General features: G+C 55.5%; 14 protein-coding genes. 4 read left to right on the top strand and 10 right to left on the bottom strand.

What is annotated here, in order from left to right:
• Window positions 1-377 precede the first annotated feature (377 nt).
• Window positions 378-1,796: a Na+/H+ antiporter NhaC gene (nhaC, locus tag PHACT_RS10490; protein WP_070117727.1), complete on the bottom strand. Its 1,419-nt coding sequence runs from the start codon at window positions 1,794-1,796 to the stop codon at window positions 378-380.
• A complete protein-coding gene (locus tag PHACT_RS10485) occupies window positions 1,786-3,042 on the bottom strand; it encodes a serine hydrolase domain-containing protein (protein ID WP_083264510.1) in 1,257 nt (418 codons plus the stop codon). Before PHACT_RS10485 ends, nhaC begins: the two co-directional genes overlap by 11 nt.
• An 86-nt stretch (window positions 3,043-3,128) precedes the next feature.
• Here PHACT_RS10485 and PHACT_RS10480 point away from each other — a divergent pair, with 86 nt between their 5' ends.
• Window positions 3,129-3,968, top strand: a complete 840-nt coding sequence (locus PHACT_RS10480) for an NAD-dependent protein deacetylase (RefSeq protein WP_070117726.1) — start codon at window positions 3,129-3,131, stop codon at window positions 3,966-3,968.
• On the opposite strand, the gene PHACT_RS10475 is transcribed toward PHACT_RS10480, so the two are convergent.
• Window positions 3,969-5,189 (bottom strand): pectin acetylesterase-family hydrolase, encoded by a 1,221-nt coding sequence (locus tag PHACT_RS10475; protein WP_070117725.1) that lies wholly within the window; start codon window positions 5,187-5,189, stop codon window positions 3,969-3,971. It lies immediately after the preceding gene.
• Window positions 5,190-5,343: 154 nt separating this feature from the next.
• Between PHACT_RS10475 and PHACT_RS10470 the strand changes: the two genes are divergently transcribed.
• The 3 genes from PHACT_RS10470 to PHACT_RS10460 all read left to right on the top strand — a co-directional run bounded on the left by PHACT_RS10470 (window position 5,344) and on the right by PHACT_RS10460 (window position 7,706).
• Window positions 5,344-6,009: a glutathione S-transferase family protein gene (locus PHACT_RS10470; RefSeq protein WP_070117724.1), complete on the top strand. Its 666-nt coding sequence runs from the start codon at window positions 5,344-5,346 to the stop codon at window positions 6,007-6,009.
• A 68-nt stretch (window positions 6,010-6,077) separates the two neighbouring features.
• On the top strand, window positions 6,078-6,398 hold the full coding sequence (locus PHACT_RS10465; protein ID WP_070117723.1) for a 2Fe-2S iron-sulfur cluster-binding protein: 321 nt from the start codon (window positions 6,078-6,080) through the stop codon (window positions 6,396-6,398).
• Window positions 6,399-6,425: 27 nt separating this feature from the next.
• Window positions 6,426-7,706, top strand: a complete 1,281-nt coding sequence (locus tag PHACT_RS10460; RefSeq protein WP_070117722.1) for a cytochrome P450 — start codon at window positions 6,426-6,428, stop codon at window positions 7,704-7,706.
• A 108-nt stretch (window positions 7,707-7,814) separates the two neighbouring features.
• Here PHACT_RS10460 and fabV read toward each other — a convergent pair whose 3' ends face one another.
• The 7 genes from fabV to PHACT_RS10425 form a co-directional block, all read right to left on the bottom strand.
• The gene (fabV, locus tag PHACT_RS10455; protein WP_070117721.1) at window positions 7,815-9,014 is read right to left on the bottom strand and encodes an enoyl-ACP reductase FabV; all 1,200 of its coding nucleotides are present in this window, start codon (window positions 9,012-9,014) and stop codon (window positions 7,815-7,817) included.
• A gap of 83 nt (window positions 9,015-9,097) precedes the next feature.
• Window positions 9,098-10,384, bottom strand: a complete 1,287-nt coding sequence (locus PHACT_RS10450) for a M20/M25/M40 family metallo-hydrolase (RefSeq protein WP_070117720.1) — start codon at window positions 10,382-10,384, stop codon at window positions 9,098-9,100.
• Between the two features lie 44 nt (window positions 10,385-10,428).
• Complete coding sequence (locus tag PHACT_RS10445; protein WP_070117719.1) at window positions 10,429-11,184, bottom strand: SDR family NAD(P)-dependent oxidoreductase; 756 nt, start codon at window positions 11,182-11,184, stop codon at window positions 10,429-10,431.
• Window positions 11,185-11,242: 58 nt separating this feature from the next.
• Entirely contained in the window at window positions 11,243-12,067 is an 825-nt protein-coding gene (locus PHACT_RS10440; RefSeq protein WP_070117718.1) for an alpha/beta hydrolase, read from the bottom strand.
• A gap of 156 nt (window positions 12,068-12,223) precedes the next feature.
• Complete coding sequence (locus PHACT_RS10435) at window positions 12,224-13,402, bottom strand: DUF1501 domain-containing protein (RefSeq protein WP_070117717.1); 1,179 nt, start codon at window positions 13,400-13,402, stop codon at window positions 12,224-12,226.
• A 1-nt stretch (window position 13,403) separates the two neighbouring features.
• On the bottom strand, window positions 13,404-14,807 hold the full coding sequence (locus tag PHACT_RS10430; RefSeq protein WP_083264508.1) for a DUF1800 domain-containing protein: 1,404 nt from the start codon (window positions 14,805-14,807) through the stop codon (window positions 13,404-13,406).
• A gap of 132 nt (window positions 14,808-14,939) precedes the next feature.
• On the bottom strand, window positions 14,940-16,364 hold the full coding sequence (locus PHACT_RS10425) for an Nramp family divalent metal transporter (protein ID WP_070117716.1): 1,425 nt from the start codon (window positions 16,362-16,364) through the stop codon (window positions 14,940-14,942).
• Window positions 16,365-16,372: the final 8 nt, after the last annotated feature.

Raw genomic sequence — 16,372 nt, 5'->3', positions numbered from 1 at the left:
AGCCGGACTTTCTACTGGTTCTTCTTGCTTGGCTTTCTACTGAGCTTTCTACTGAGCTGTCTATTGCGCTGTCTATTGCGCTGTCTATCGAGATCTTTACTGCGACCTCTATCAGTATAGTTCAGACATTAAAAAAGGGAGCCGAAGCTCCCTTTCCGTGATGCTGGCTCCAATGGAACCTTCTCTAAATTCAGACTCTGAAATCAGAGAGGGGTGTGATCAAACCACCAGGGCATTACTCCCGGCTTTATTAATTGCACCAACATCCATTGAAACCTTAGCTGAATCACTCGACATTGGATCACCTCCTTTTTGCTTCTCAGTTAAACATGACCTGAGAGTAAGCTTGATGCCGTAACAGTGTCAACCAAATAGTGTCAGTTTTTTTTCACACCACGCAACAGTCCTACACCCAGCGCTGCCATGACAATGGAAATCACCGGATTCAGATAATTGAGAAACGCATAGGGCAAATATTCCAGCACCGGCACGCCGAGTGTTGCCGCATAAAATGCGCCAGCCGTGGTCCAGGGAATCAGGCCGGTGCTCATGGTGGCGCCTTCTTCCACGGAGCGCGACAAAACGGCGTTGTCGATACCTTTTGCTTCGAACGTTTGACGAAATAGCTGGCTGTTCAGAATGATGGTGATGTAGGCCTCTCCCATACCCAGGTTGCCAATGATGCCGGCACCGATCGTACTGGCTACGAGGCTGACAGTGCGCTTGAGACGTGCCACCAGACCCTGCAGCATGGCTTGCAGGAAACCGGCCGCAAACAACATGCCGCCCAGCGCCAGCGCCATCAGGGACAGCAGCAACGTCCAGCTCATGCTCAACATGCCACCACGCCCCAACAGCTCATCCAGTGTGCCAATACCCGTTGTCCCCGCCGAATTGCTCCACAGACTGTCAAGCGCGGCGACCAGGCTTTGCCCCTGATACAGAACTGCAATGCACATTGCCACCAAGATGCTGGCGGTCATTGCCACTTCCGCCGCAAACCGTCGCAGACTGAGTATCAGCATCACCAGCAACGGCAGTAATGTGATCACCGGGTTCAAACTGTAGGACGATGCCAGTGCCTGCTGGATGTCGTTGATGGCATTCGTTGGCAGTGTGTTATCGGTGTAACCCAGACCGAGCAGGGTAAAGATCACCAGGCTGAGTACAAACGCTGGTACGGTGGTATACAGCATCGATCCGATATGACGAAACAACGATGTGCCGGCACTCATCGCCGCCAGATTGGTGGTGTCTGACACGGGCGACAGCTTGTCGCCAAACGTGGCACCACAAACGATCATGCCGGCGACCAGAGGCAAGGGAATGCCCATGGCACCTCCGATGCCAATCAAGACCACACCCAGCGTGCCAGCGGTACCCCATGACGTCCCCGTCGCCACTGACATCAGGCTGCATAACACCAGGCCCGCTGCCAGAAACCAGGCCGGGCTGAGCAGTTGTAAACCGTAGTAAATCAGAGCAGCGACGGTGCCGCTTTGCATAAAAGCGGCGATCACCATGCCAATCAGCAGAAAAATATAGATGGCAGGCAGTGCCCGACTGATGCCATCACTCATCATGCCGCGAATGGCAACGAAGTCATGACCCAGCATCCGGCTATGGGCAGCGGTCCAGATCAGACAGATAAATAACAGAATGTGCAGACTGACGCCGAGCATAAACAGCCCGAGCGCGATAATCGCCAGATTACCGCCAAAGCAGACGCCAGCCTGGAGCGCATCAGGTCGCCTGATCTGGTGCGCTCCAGCGTCTGCATTCGGCTCATTCGCCATGCAGCATGGCTTCTACTGCTTTGAAAAAACTGTCCCGGTGGCGACCCAAACTGTTACCTGTTGCCTGCGGCCAGGCGCCCTGCACCACAATCACCAGTTCCTCTTCCGGGTTCAGGTAAATGCCCTGGCCAAAAATGCCGCTGGCCCGGAAACTGCCGTCCCCGTTCAACCACCACAGATAACCATAGTTGTCGCTGCCGGGCGAGGGTTCAGTGGATTCCGCAATCCAGCCTTCGGGCACAACTCGCGTGCCATCGTGCAGCACGCCATCATTCATCACCAGCAGTGCCAATCGCCCCCAGTCTCGCAATACCGGCGCCAGACAACAGCCGCCCAGCTCACCACCCTGAGGACCGTGACTGATCCAGGTGGCATCGCTTTCCATGCCCCAGGGCTGCCAGATCTTGCGGGTCAGGTAAGCCGCCAGGTTGTTGCCGATGGCGGCACGTACGATGGCACCGGCCAGATTGGTTTCGCCAGTGTTGTAATTAAAGCGCTCACCGGGCGCAGCAACCCGTTCCTTCTCGCCCATGAACTGCATCAGCGCCAGCATGTCACTGGGTGAGGTGGCCACATCAGACTGCGGATCTGCATAGTCTTCGTTCCAGTCCGTCCCTGACGCCATCTGGAGCACGTGACGTATACTGACACCGTCGTAGGCGCTGCCACGCAGCTGCGGCAGATAGTCAGTCACCGGGTCGTTGACACTGTTAATATAACCGTCGGCGATGGCGGCACCGGTCAATAAAGAGACCACCGACTTGGTCATGGAAAATGACACCCAGTGCGTGTTTTCGTTATTGCCCAGGCCATATTGCTCCAGCATGATCTCGCCATTTTTGAGCACCAGCACGCCGCCAACATGGTTATGCTGCATATAATCAGCGAGATCGAAACTGTCTCCGTTGACTTCGTAGCGTAGCGCGGAAAAATCGCGTTCATCTCTTGTCAACGCCATGACATCATTGCCAGCGGATACTTGCCGCACTGGGCTCAACACGGCAGTATTACGGAAACCGGCAATCTGCTGATCGCCGGACCAGAACAGAATACTGCCATCTGTCGGCAGGTTCTTCGCGTCATCGGCAGGATCGAGCCAGCGCACTGAGTCATCGGTTTGCGCCAACGCCAGAAATGGTGCCACCGCGAGCAGCACTAACAGAGAAGCGTTGAGCAGGCCGGAGGTTTCGAACAGGCCAGAGGTTTTGAAGAGGCCAGAGGTTTTGAAGAGGCCAGAGAGAAACATGAGCATTCGTCCTTTATTAATTTTCTGTTAAGTAACGCCCTAGCGTACCGCAGCGCAGGACCAAACAACAGAGGCTACGGAGCACCATGACAAGCGCGCTCAAGAACTGTCAGAATCAGGCCGCCACCGAGCTGGCGAGCTTTATCCACACCAACGCGCCAGTGATGGTGCTGACAGGTGCCGGCATCAGTACGGATTCAGGCATTCCGGATTACCGTGACAGCAATGGCAACTGGAAACGTCGACAACCGGTTCAACATCAGGAGTTCATGCAATGCGCCAGCACCCGGCAGCGTTACTGGGCGCGCAGCCTGGTCGGCTGGCCAATCATGCAGCGGGCACAACCCAACGCAGCCCATGACAAAATTACCGAACTGGAGCACCTGGGCCTGCTGTCGGTGATTGTGACCCAAAACGTCGACCGCCTGCACCAGAAATCGGGCAGCACATCAGTCATTGACCTGCATGGTCGCGCTGATGAACTGGTGTGCATGTCCTGTGGCTTCAAGGAAGCACGTGAGTTTATGCACGCGCGCTGCGCCAACCTGAATCCGGCATTAAAAAATGTATCGGCCACGGCTGCACCCGACGGTGATGCCGATCTCGAGATGGATTTTTCAGACTTCGACGTGCCAGGTTGCCCGCGGTGCAGCGGCATACTGAAGCCGGATGTGGTTTTTTACGGCGATAACGTGCCACGCCCGCGCGTGGAACAGGTTTTTGATACCCTCGCCAACAGCCGCGGACTACTGGTTATCGGGTCATCCCTGATGGTGTTCTCCGGCTTCCGGTTCGCCCGTCAGGCGAAGCAGGCAGGCACGCCAATCGCCATTCTGACGCAAGGGCGAACCCGCGCCGATGACCTGGCCAGCATCAAATTCGACGCACCGATAACTCCCCTGCTGACAGCCATCCAGGCGCCCTGATCAGGGCGCCTGCACCGGCTCCGGCGCCATCGTGCAATCCACACACATGACATTCTGCACTGGCTCGCCAGCGGCCAGTTCGGTCAACCAGTCAACAAAACGAACACCGGCCACCTCATAGCTGTACACCTCCGGCCGCAACAGAATGGTATGCATGGTGCCGCCGGCAACGTAGTAACGAAAATCCGGAATCGCTGCGCTGATTTCTTCCAGGTTACCCTGCAATAGCGGCAACAGTGACTCTGTTGGCGTGCCGCCCAGAGCCAGGAACTGCTTCTGCACGTTGTCTTCTGCATTATCGTAGGAGGCGAAACGTATGCCTGGGTTCTCCCGCTCAACGCCTATGTAAAGCTGATGAAAACTGAACTCATTGGCGGAAATGTTGTTGATGTAGTCCATCTCTGCCAGGACCTGATCCGTTGACCAGACATCGTATGGACTGAAATTGGCAAAACCACGGTAGCCGCCCGAGGCATCGCCAAGCTGAACGATGTCAGCGCCCGGGTACTGCTGCGCCAGTTTTAATGCGTAAAAGGGCGAGGGTATTGAGCCGGCGCTGGAGCCGGTGACAAATATCTGCTCTGGCATCGGTAAGTGATCAATCGCCCATTGCATGGCAGCGCTTGCATTGACCAGGCCCCGATGCTGAATATTGACTTCATGCGATTCGTGCCCCTCTACCGTTGGCGCAGTATGAACCTGCACCGAATCTCCCAGATGCACGTCGGCGGAACAATACGGTGCATACACCACGGTGTAATCTGCAAACGGGTTTTCCGGATGCTCAAAAGCCAGAATGCCATGCGAATTTGCCGGATCAGTCGCCGCCAGATTTATCTGATAACTGGGCTGAAGATCCGGGTCACAGTTGGCGCCATCCCAACATGCACCTCCGCCTTCCAGATAAAACATCAACTTATCAGGCTCACCCTGTTTAACAAAAAAACGGTATTCCGAGCCATCCGTGCAGATGGTCTCTCCGCCCGGTGAGAATGCGTTCCAGCCGTCCTGCAGACCCGAGAAGTCAGCAACCATCTGCTCTTCCGCAGCAACTGCGGGCGCGTTGACGGCCGTTGGTACGTCTGGCACAGCAGTTGGCTCCGGCTCGCTGCAGGCAGCCAGCGCCGATAACGCGAGCAGCAGCATTATCCCAAGCCTGGTGCGGGTGCCGGATATCAGATTGCGCAGGACCTGCACAAAACCTGTATTGTTGTCATTCATAGCCTGATCTCTCCAATTACTCGAACTATTTTTACACGACTGTATCGTTACGTTTCTACGAATTCGTGACAGAAGAAACAGATGCCTCATGTTGTATCACAATCCGTATTAACATACGATTCGACACAGGAAAAATATTCAACCGAGGCTGCTCATGATCGATGTTTACAGCTCCGCCACGCCAAACGGCTATAAAGTGACGGTGATGCTGGAAGAGCTTGGTGCTGACTACACCCTGCATCCAATCAACCTGTCAGCCGGCGAGCAGAAAACGCCTGAATTTCTGGCCATGAATCCAAATGGCCGCATTCCGGTCATAGTTGACCGCAGCAACAACGACTTTACCGTGTTTGAGTCGGGTGCCATCATGATCTATCTGGCAGAAAAATTTGGCCAGCTGTATCCGGAAGAGCCCGAGACACGCTCACGTACGCTGCAATGGCTGATGTTTCAGATGGGCGGTGTGGGACCGATGATGGGTCAGGCCAATGTCTTTCATCGTTATTTCCCGGAAAAAATCCAGCCCGCCATTGATCGCTACCAGAATGAATGCCGCCGCCTGTTTGAAGTGCTGGACAGCCGCCTGGCAACATCCGCCTACCTGGCAGGTGACGTCTACACCATTGCCGACATCGCCAACTGGTGCTGGGTGCGCACATACAACTGGTCGGGCGTCAGTGTTGACGGCCTGAGTCACCTTCAGCGCTGGCTCGATGAACTTTATCAACGTCCGGCCTGCCAACGCGGCATCAAACAGCCTGAGCGCAACCGGACACCGGACGATATCGTCAAGGGTGCGCAGAATATTGTCGTACGCTGACTTTCTGCGGTTTTCTCGAAACCGCCGTTATGAACCGTAAATCACAGTAATGAAGAGTTAAATTTGTCATGACACGAATCACCTATATAGAACACGACGGAACCGAGCACGTAGTAGATGCCAGCAATGGCGACTCAGTCATGGAGGCAGCCATCAAAAATCTGGTTCCGGGCATCGACGCTGATTGCGGCGGCGCCTGTTCCTGCGGCACCTGTCATGTCTTTGTTGATGAAGCCTGGCAACAGGCGGTGGGCGAACCCGGTGAGTTTGAGGAGCCCATGCTGGACATTAACCCTGAACGCGGCGCTAATTCCCGGCTGTCCTGCCAGATTGATATCAGTGACGAACTCGACGGACTGGTGGTACGGCTACCGGAATACCAGTTCTAGCGCAAATACGCTCACGGAGTGCCCGACATGAATGACGTAAAAGCTGCCGACACCCGACCCAGTCGCAGCCTCGTAGGCCGCGACCCCTGGACAACACCGCTGGATGAAATCGACCTGGCGCACCCGGGCATCTGGCAGGCCAACGAGTTCCTGCCTTTTCTGGCGCGACTGCGCCGCGACGACCCGGTTCACTATTGCGCCACATCGCCATTGGGTCCTTACTGGTCAGTGATGAAATACAAAGACATCATGACTATGGAAGCGGCGCCGCATATTTTTTCATCCGAGCCCACCATCGGCATCGTGGATGTCATTCCCGAGTTCACATTGCCGATGTTTATCGCAATGGATCCACCCAAACACGAAGAGCAACGCAAGACAGTGCAGGGCGTTGTTGCTCCCGCCAACTTAAAAAACCTGGAAGGATTGATTCGAGAGCGCGTCATAAACATTCTTGAAGCACTGCCACGCGATGAGACCTTTAACTGGGTAGACCTGGTCTCACGCGACCTGACCACGCAGATGCTGGCCACGTTGTTTGACTTCCCGTTCGAAGACCGGCACAAACTGACGTACTGGTCGGATGTGGCAACGGCCATACCGGGTGCCGGCCTGATTGACAGTTACGAAGAAGGTTTCGAAATCCTGAAAGAGTGTCTGGCCTACTTCTCACAATTATGGCAGGAGCGTGCCGGCAAGGCGCCAGGTGATGACCTGATATCCATGCTCGCGCACGGTGAAGCCACGCGCAATATGCCGCCCAGAGAGTTCCTGGGCAATCTGATCTTATTGATCGTCGGCGGCAATGACACCACCCGCAACTCCATCAGCGGCGGCGTACTGGCACTCAATGAAAATCCGGAGGAATATCAGAAACTGCGCGACAACCCGTCGTTGATACCGTCCATGGTGTCAGAGATTATTCGCTGGCAGACGCCATTGGCGTATATGCGGCGCACGGCCAAAGTGGATACCGAACTGGGTGGAAAACACATTCGCGCCGGAGACAAGTTACTGATGTGGTACGCGTCCGCCAACCGGGACGACGATGCCATCGACAATCCCGATCAATTCATCATTGACCGGCCGCGCGCACGCCAGCATCTGTCCTTCGGCTTCGGCATTCATCGATGCATGGGCAACCGCCTGGCAGAAATGCAATTGCGTATTTTGTGGGAGGAAATAAGCCGGCGCTTTGACGAAATCGAAGTTGTGGGCGAACCGGCACGTATCTATTCCAGCTTTGTCAAAGGCTACACCGAGCTGCCCGTGATCATTCGCTCATCTGACGTCAAGGCGACAGCGTAGACACAAAAAAGGGCCGGCGCTAATGCTACCGGCCCTTTAGTCGAGGCACTTTAGCCAGCCATTCAACCAGCCTTTCAACCCGTCCTTCAATCCGCCCCTCAACCGCCGTCAGTAAGTCTTGAAGTCAACGTCAGTGCTGACGTCGGCTTCGTAGTCGACATCGCTGCGCTCAAAACCAAAAAGTTTGAGAAACTCGTGCTTGTAACCAGTATAGTCAGTTAACTGGAACAGGTTGTCATTATTCACTTGCTGCCAGAGTTGCTTGCATTCGGCCTGTACATCATCGCGCAGTTCTTTGTCATCCATGCGAATACGGTTGGTATCATCAACATCAATGGCCTGGCCATCGTCGCGATAGAGCTGCTCACGGAACAGTCGATTGAGTTGTTCGATGGTGCCTTCGTGCAGCCCTTTCTCTTTCATCACTTTATATACCAGCGCGATATAAAGCGGCATCACCGGAATTGCCGCCGATGCCTGTGTGACCACAGACTTGAGCACTGCGACATTGGCACTGCCGCCGTATTTTTTACCCAGACTGGCGTCAAGCTGCGCTGCCGCCCGATCGAGATCCTCTTTCGCTTTGCCCAGCGCGCCGTGCCAGTAGATTGGCCAGGTCATCTCGGTGCCGATGTAGCTGAAGGCAACCGTTTTCACGCCCTTGGCCAGAACGCCGGCATCGTCCAGCGCCTGCATCCACAATTCCCAGTCTTCGCCACCCATCACGGTGATGGTGTCAGCAATTTCCTGCTCGGTTGCTGGTTCAACTTCGGCGTGAATGATCTGATCCTTGTTGGTATCGATTGCCGTTGACTGATAGACCTCACCAATCGGTTTCAGCACCGAGCGCTTCACTTCACCGGTATCCGGCAGCTTGCGTACCGGTGATGCCAGCGAATACACCACCAGATCGACCTCGCCCAGGTCTTCCTTGATCAGCGCCACTGCCTGCTCTCGTACTTCATTGGAGAAAGCATCGCCGTTAATTGATTTGGCGTATCGACCGGCCTGTTTTGCCTCTTCCTCGAATGCCCAGGAGTTGTACCAGCCAGCGGTACCGGGTTTGGTTTCGGTGCCGGGCTTCTCAAAAAACACACCCACAGTGTCGGCCTGAAAACCAAATGCCGCCGTGATTCTTGCTGCCAGGCCATACCCACTGGAAGCGCCAATCACCAACACTTTTTTGGGACCGTTGCTGTGAACGCCCTGTTGCTGGCTCACTGCGATCTGGTCCTTGACGTTGTTGTGGCAGCCTGATGGGTGCGTAGTGGTGCAGATAAATCCGCGGTATTTTGGCTTTATAATCATCTATTTCCCTCTATCTCCGCCAATATTGACGATTTTTTTGGCTAACGACTGTTGCCGCCGCCCTACTGTCAGTGACTCGTCACCTATTTTACCTCAGGGGCAACGCCCGTGGACACATCCATGATCATGCGGGCGAGCAGGTAAAGCCGTGGCTCGATCGAACTCAGTAATACATATTCATCATTGCTGGAATGTGCACCAAAGCCCTGTAACCCGAAGCGTTCAATGACCGGGGCGTCGGTTTCCAGCGCGGCAAACGCTGCATCTGTTCCACCACCCTCGGCCTGGTCATTAACAACAAGGCTCATGCCCAGTTCGTTATAGATGTTCTGGCCGTGCGCTGCCAGAGCACGGGATGCATCATTCGCCTGCAACGGCGGCCGACGATTTTCGAAGCGCAAGCTGATCTCGGTATCCGGAATAAGGCGATTACTGATCCGCTCTTCAATGCGCGATTCAAGTCGCTCAAAATCTTCCAGCCGGAGCATTCGCACATCCGCAGTCGCCACCGCATCAGCCGGAATCACATTGCGCTTGGTGCCCACCTGAGCCAGTGTCCAGTTCACCTTTAATCCCACGTCGGGGTCGGACAGGTCATCCAGCTGCAATAATTGATGTGCCATCTCGTACAACGCATTGCGTCCCAGTTCGGGCGCGGCGCCGGCGTGTGAGGCACGACCCTTGACAGACATGGTCACCGCACCAATTCCGCTCGTTGCCAGGGACAGCGAGTCGTTGTCGATTCGGGTCGGCTCTGCTGACAACACCACATCATGCTCCGCGCCCAGACGAGTGAGTGTCGCGCGTGAGCCGGGCGAGCTGATTTCTTCATCACCGTTTATCAGCACGGTAAGTGTGCCGTAGTCATCAAATGCCAGCGCACGCAACATGGCGATGGTGTGGATGATCAACGCCACCCCCTGCTTGTCATCCGAAATACCCAGACCGTAAGCACGATCACCGTCGACACGGAACGGCTGCTGCGCCAGCATGCCGCGCAGATATACCGTGTCCATGTGGGCAATCAACAGGATTTTTTTATCGCCGGTTCCGGTGAAGCGGGCGTGAACCATCGGGCCCAGCTGGTCTGGCGTATCAAACATGGGATACACGTCGTCACCGACTTCCAGCAGCTCCGTGTCTCCACCCAGCGCTGTCAGTTCGTCCGCAATCATGGCCGCGATCTGCTCAAGACCTTCCCGGTCACCACTACCGGATTCAATGCCGACGAGGCGCTCCATGGTCTCTATCATGGATGCTTTCTCGGCAGTTGCCGCTTCGAAGACGGCAGTATCCAATTGCGCAAATACGGCCGGACTCAACAACAAAGCCGCCAGCAATAAACCTGCCTGTTTTACAATCCTGAACATAGAACCTCTCCGGTGGGTGACTGCGCTCAATAGAAATGGCGCTGTCAATTTCGCAAATACGATGCACCATTGGCATCAATGATGGCGCCGGTCAGGTAATCAGTTTCATTGCCAGCCAGGAAAGCAACCAGGTTGCCAATTTCTGACGGTCGGCCGATACGCCCCAACGGGCTTTGAGCGGCAACATCGTCCCAGCCCTGACTGCGGATACGTGGCGATGCCGCCGGCGTTTCCGTCCAGCCCGGCGCCACCGCGTAAACGCAGATGCCATGCTCACCCAATGCCAGTGCCAGTGATTGTGTTGCCGAATTCAGACCTGACTTGGCTGCACCATACGCCGGTGCGTTCGGCTCCCCGCGGAAAGCGCCACGTGACGTTATATTGATGATTTTTCCGGCACCTTGTTTCATCATGGGCCTGGCAGCCTGAAAAGCCAGATTCAGCGGTGCCATCAGATTCAGCTGCAGACTGTGCTGCCAGGCCGTCTGCCATTCATCATAGTCACCGCTCTTGATATCCTGTGGTGTGAACTGACCAGCGGCGTTAACCAGCACGTCCAGCCGTTGATAGGCGCCAAGAACCTCTGCAACCAGTCTGGCCACATCAACGGCATCGGCAACATCAGCGGCAAATGCCTGGTGGCCGTCCCCGGCAAGCTCGTCTAGCAGAGCCAGCGCCTCCGACTTTTTACTGCGATAATTGACAGCGATGGTGAAACCGGCAGCAGCCAGTGCGATGGCGCTGGCCCGCCCGATGCCGGATGCAGCACCGGTGACCAGTGCGACTTTTCTATCAGTCATAAACACTCCTGTTGGTAGCACTGAAGCGGTAGCTTAGTGACAACACGTCAAGCGAACCTCACAGGTGTTGGTCAAACCAGCCCTTCAACGCATTGGCAGCGGTCACGCCGTCCGCGTCGGTGAACAGACCATGACCGGCGCCTTCGATCACAACAAAGTCACTGACAATGTCAGCCGACTGCAATGCACTGTACATGTTTTCACTGTGACTGATATTGACCAGATCGTCAGCATCGCCATGCACCAACAGGACAGGTGGATCACCGGCGCTGGCAAAATCGACTGGAGACACAGTAGGCGCCAGTTCGTCACTGAAATTCAATGCCGGAAAATTATCATTCGGACCGGTCATACCACGCAGGTTGGTGGGTGGCATGTAGGCCACCACTGCTGCCGGGCGATGAGGCTGGTCATCAGTGGACAGACCCAACATCAGCGACAGATGACCACCGGCACTGATGCCCGAGACACCGATACGCGCCGGGTCGACACCATAGGCGCCGGCGTTGTTACCGATGTACTGGAACGCGGTTGACACATCGCTCCACGCTTCAAGCACGTTATAGCGTGGGCTGCTGCCGTGACGCACCGCAAACACCGTGTAACCGGCATCAACCAGCGGCATGAACATGGTTTCGTAGGCCCTCTGCATCATCGGGCTGGACATCCAGCCGCCGCTGATCATGTAGGCAACCGCCGCACCATTGGCATTAGCCTCAGGCTGGTAGACATCCATGACCATTGCCAGGCCATCTTTCTGGCCGTAAACAACATTGCGAGTGGTTTCTGCCTGTACCGGCACCGACAGCGTCAGGGTCAGACCCAGCAGTGTGACAACCAGGGACAGGGACTTAAGGAAAGAAGAAAATGCATTGGTGAACATGGGACTGCGCTCCGGGCCTGCGGATTGCAGGCTGTGTTGACTCAGTCGGTCAGATTAGCCTCCGCCCGACAGTGAGTCAACCAGGTAGCAATACCTGCCAATTACGGACATGCAGCCATTGTCCGAATTTGAAACCCACTTGTGGCAGGTGGGCTGTCATGAAAGCCTGAAACCGCCGACTGACAAGCCCGGGAATACCGTATTTCGCACCAGTTCGCTGGAAAAACCCATGTGCGACTGCAATATCTCAGCGAGTAAATGCCGCAGGTCGTTGGTGGGCTGCAGGTCACGATTTTCACGCAGACTGCTTTCACCCAGGCCGGGCCAGGGACCCATAACAGCAGGCCGGCGACCAAAGTTTGGCATCGCCCCGCCCGCCACAAATGCCGCACTGGCGGTACCGTGATCAGTGCCGGATGAGCCGTTGACGCGCACCGTTCTGCCGAATTCGGTCATGACCACCACAACCGTGTTTTTCCAGCTTGCGCCCAGACCCAGTTTCAGCTGCATGATACTGGTGTCGAGCTCGGTAAATTTGCGTTGCAACGCGCCTTGCCCTCCACCCTGGTTGGCATGCGTATCCCAGTTATCATTCTCCAGCACCACAATGTTGGCGCCGCCGGGCGCGCGCAGGAAACTGGCCGCCGCCTCTACCAGCGCAGGAAAGCCTTGATTCGCGGATGTTTCAGTCATGTCCTGAGCAACTACCTGACGTGCATTCAGGGCCTCCTGCAATCTGGGACCGAGAAAACTGTCACTATCATATAGCCTGCTGAGTCGTCCCATGGTGTCATCATTAATCGCGGGCAGCACCGGTGGCGCCCACGAGCCAACGCTGGCCTCGCCTCGCAGAATTAACGGCACAGCCTGACCCAACGCCATCGCCTGTTGCTGGCTCTGACCCTGAATGGCCCGGTTTAGCCAGCCAGAAGAATGGGGCATGGCAACGTCGAATCCACTTTCCAGAACATTCTGCCCATCAAAATGCGAACGCTCCCGGTAGGCACTGGCAATGGCATGAACAATGCCCAGCTCACCCGATTGCCGCAATTGATACAAACCACTGAACGCCGGATGCAGAGCAAAAAAGTTGTCCAGTTTTAACAAGGAATTTTCTTCCGGAATCAATGCCGCCCGGTAGCCACTCAAGTGCGGATCACCATAAGGGATGACGGCTGACAGACCGTCCATGGCACCGCGAAGAATAATCACCGCCAGTTTGTTGTCGCCGGACAGCGCACTGTTTGCCCAGCTGAGACCGGGAATGCTGCCGGCGCCTGCGAGCACGGCGGCGGATTTGATGAACTGACGGCGACTGAAATGTTTACTGGACATATCATGCCCTCCACTGGAATTGCGGACTGGCGAGCAACAAGGTCAGCGCCTGGGTTTTACTTTCGGATCGACGAACGGCTGTCTCCAGGTCTGCATTCTCGGGCAGAATTTGTGCAACCAGATCTCTGGCATCAAAATCCCGACCCACGGCGCCGGCTACCATATTGATATATTCGACGCGCTTGATAAGCGCGTCGGGGCCGCCCCAGTGTTCAGCCTGCTCGGGCCAGCCCGCCGGCGATGCTGCCGTAAAGGGCATCTGATTAAAACTGGCCAACGAATCATTCAGAACTTTCAGCACGCCGTCACTGAGCGGCACACCCGGCAGCGCGCGGATGGAAGAGACTACATAATCTTCCGGCGATTTTAATTTCTGCCAGCCAGGATCCCAGGTTTCATCCATTTCAACCAGGGCCTGGTGAACGCTGGGCAGATCGCCTCGGGTCTCAGTAAAACGTTTAGCCAACCTGGCGACAGCGGATGCCGGCGGATTATCGGAAATAAAGTGCCGGACAAGCTTTTCAGCTATGAACGTGGCTGTCGAGGGATGCAAGGCAAGATCACGCATGGCCGCAACCGCCTGCTGCCAGTCCGGTGCAGAGTAGGACCTGCCCAATAACTGTTGCGTGCCGGGTTCATGCGCGTACTGTAAATACAGGAAAGTACCGGCCGCTTCGCTCGGGTTGGGGAGCGCTTTGTATTCAGCCGACAGGTTGACCGTCCATCCTGTCAACATTTTGGCAAGTGCGATGACATCGCTCTGGGTATAACCACCGGAAACGCCAAGGGTGTGAAGCTCCAGCATTTCCCGCGCATAGTTTTCGTTCAGCCCCAGATTTCTCTGCAGCCCGGCCGGGGAATTCGGTCCTATTGAGTTGGTGTTGTCGAGGTAGAACAACATGACCGGGTGCGACGCGACTCCGATCAACATGTCGGCAAAACTACCTGTCATGTTGGCACGAATGGCTTCATTCTCGTATGCCAGACCCGCGTAGTGTATTGTCGGCTTGTTGCTGGTGGCGGAAATGCTGAAATGATTTGACCAGAATCGCACCAGGCGCTCGGTAAACGGCGTATCTGACTCAATGGCAACCGCCAGCCGGTGATTAGCCTGCATACGCAGCAGTTCTGACTCACGGGCCTGAATGGCGGCCAGTTTCTGCTTCACTTCATTCGTGAATTTTTTAACGCCCAGAATATTCCGGCGCTCCAGATAGTTTTTACCCCCTTCCTCAATCAACTGTGAAGAGTGAGCCAGGCCCTCGTATCTGGGCGGCAGCCGACTTGCCTTGGGTAACTGGCCAATCAGCCAGCCCCGTGGGTCCTTGCCAATTTCACCCAGTTCACCTGGTTGCAGGCCCAGGCCCAGCTTGTTAGCTGCAATAAAGGGAGAATACACAGCCATTGTGAGTGCTCTTATTAGGGTAATGGGGCATCAACTACGTATATATCTACCCCCTGTACGACAGATTTAATATTATCCGTCGAAAAAGAGAAAGATAATTTCGAAATATCGTATCCAAACCCGAATTGCGACTCAGCCTGACCCCAGCTGAACCAGATACAGCACTGCAAAACCCAGATAAAACAGCCCTGACAGCAGCATGACACCCGAATAAAACAACCCGGGCCGCAGCGCGGCTGGCAAACGACTACGGTTGACGAACAGTGCGGTCAGGACAATAAACGGCGTGTGCACGGCGGCGATAATGCCCGAAGCCGACATTATCTGTACCGGGTCCTCGAACACAAGAATGATGATAACGGGAACCAGACCGGTGACCAGCACAATAAATGCACGCTTGAGAGAGCGCCGATGAAGCACTGGCGAGCGCGTGCGTTTTTCTACCCAGTCCAGAAAACTGGCTGACCAGTGCGATTTACCGGCATCCGCTTTCCCACGCAACAGAATCAGTGTCATATCGGCGAAGCTCCGGCCCCAGCCGTCCTGGTTTGCCAGGATGCTGCCCCCCAGGGCAATGATGATGGCCGCCAGCATCATTATTTCACCTGTCACACCCCAGGTTTCAGAGAACAGGCGTGTAAGGTCATTGGCGACATCACTGCCTTCGGGCATGATGTCTTCGGGTGCCAGCAACTCCGCGCCCAACACCATAAACGAAAAGATCACAGCCAGTCCGCCAAGCACGCCCAGCGTCGCGGCGCCGGTCATCACCCGCATCCAGGCTCGCGCCTTCTCTACTCTGTTGTCAAAGGACTGCTCCGGCGCAGAGCCTCCGGCATCATGTTGTTCAATCAGGCCACCGCCATAACCACGGGTTGCGGTCCAGTAACCAAACCACACAATCCCCATGGAGCCAGCCAGGATCGTGCCTATCCATGGCAGGATAATGTACAGATCGGGATCTTCGGGCAGCTGAAAAGTCAAACCGGTGGCAACACCCTGAAAGTCCGAAAACACAACGACAGCGGCGACGGTCGCCAGCAACATCAGGATCATCGCCATAAAACGGCTCAACCGCTCGATGGTCATGTAGTGTCCACTGCCAGTGATGACCGTGCAGAGAACAACTATCAGCACGCTGTATATGATGCTATTGCCCGGCAAAAACGACTGCAAAGCACTACCCACAATCGCTGACAACCCGGCAATACCGACGGCGGCGGCAAACAGTTGTGGAACAAAAACCACCCACACGGCCCAATCCCGGGGGCCGCCCAGGGTATGCATGCCTTCCAGCATGGAACGTCCGGTCACTACGGAAAAACGGGCCATTTCACGAATCATGACCCACATAAAAAAGACAACTAACAGCAGTACCCAAAGTAATTCATATTGGTAGGCAGACGCGACTCGAGGGGTGAACAGAATTGAACCGGTGCCGACTGCAGACAGCATCCACAACAGGCCCGGACCGTACCATTTGAGTTTGTCCAGCCCTGATGGCGGCGAAGGAACTTCGGCCCGGAACATGGCATCGGTGTCTGCGCGATTCTTCATCTTGGGCT

This window comes from Pseudohongiella acticola, assembly GCF_001758195.1.
Lineage (GTDB): Bacteria > Pseudomonadota > Gammaproteobacteria > Pseudomonadales > Pseudohongiellaceae > Pseudohongiella > Pseudohongiella acticola.
The sequence above is the reverse complement of the archived record's forward strand: the minus strand, read 5'-3'. Positions and strand labels throughout refer to the sequence as shown.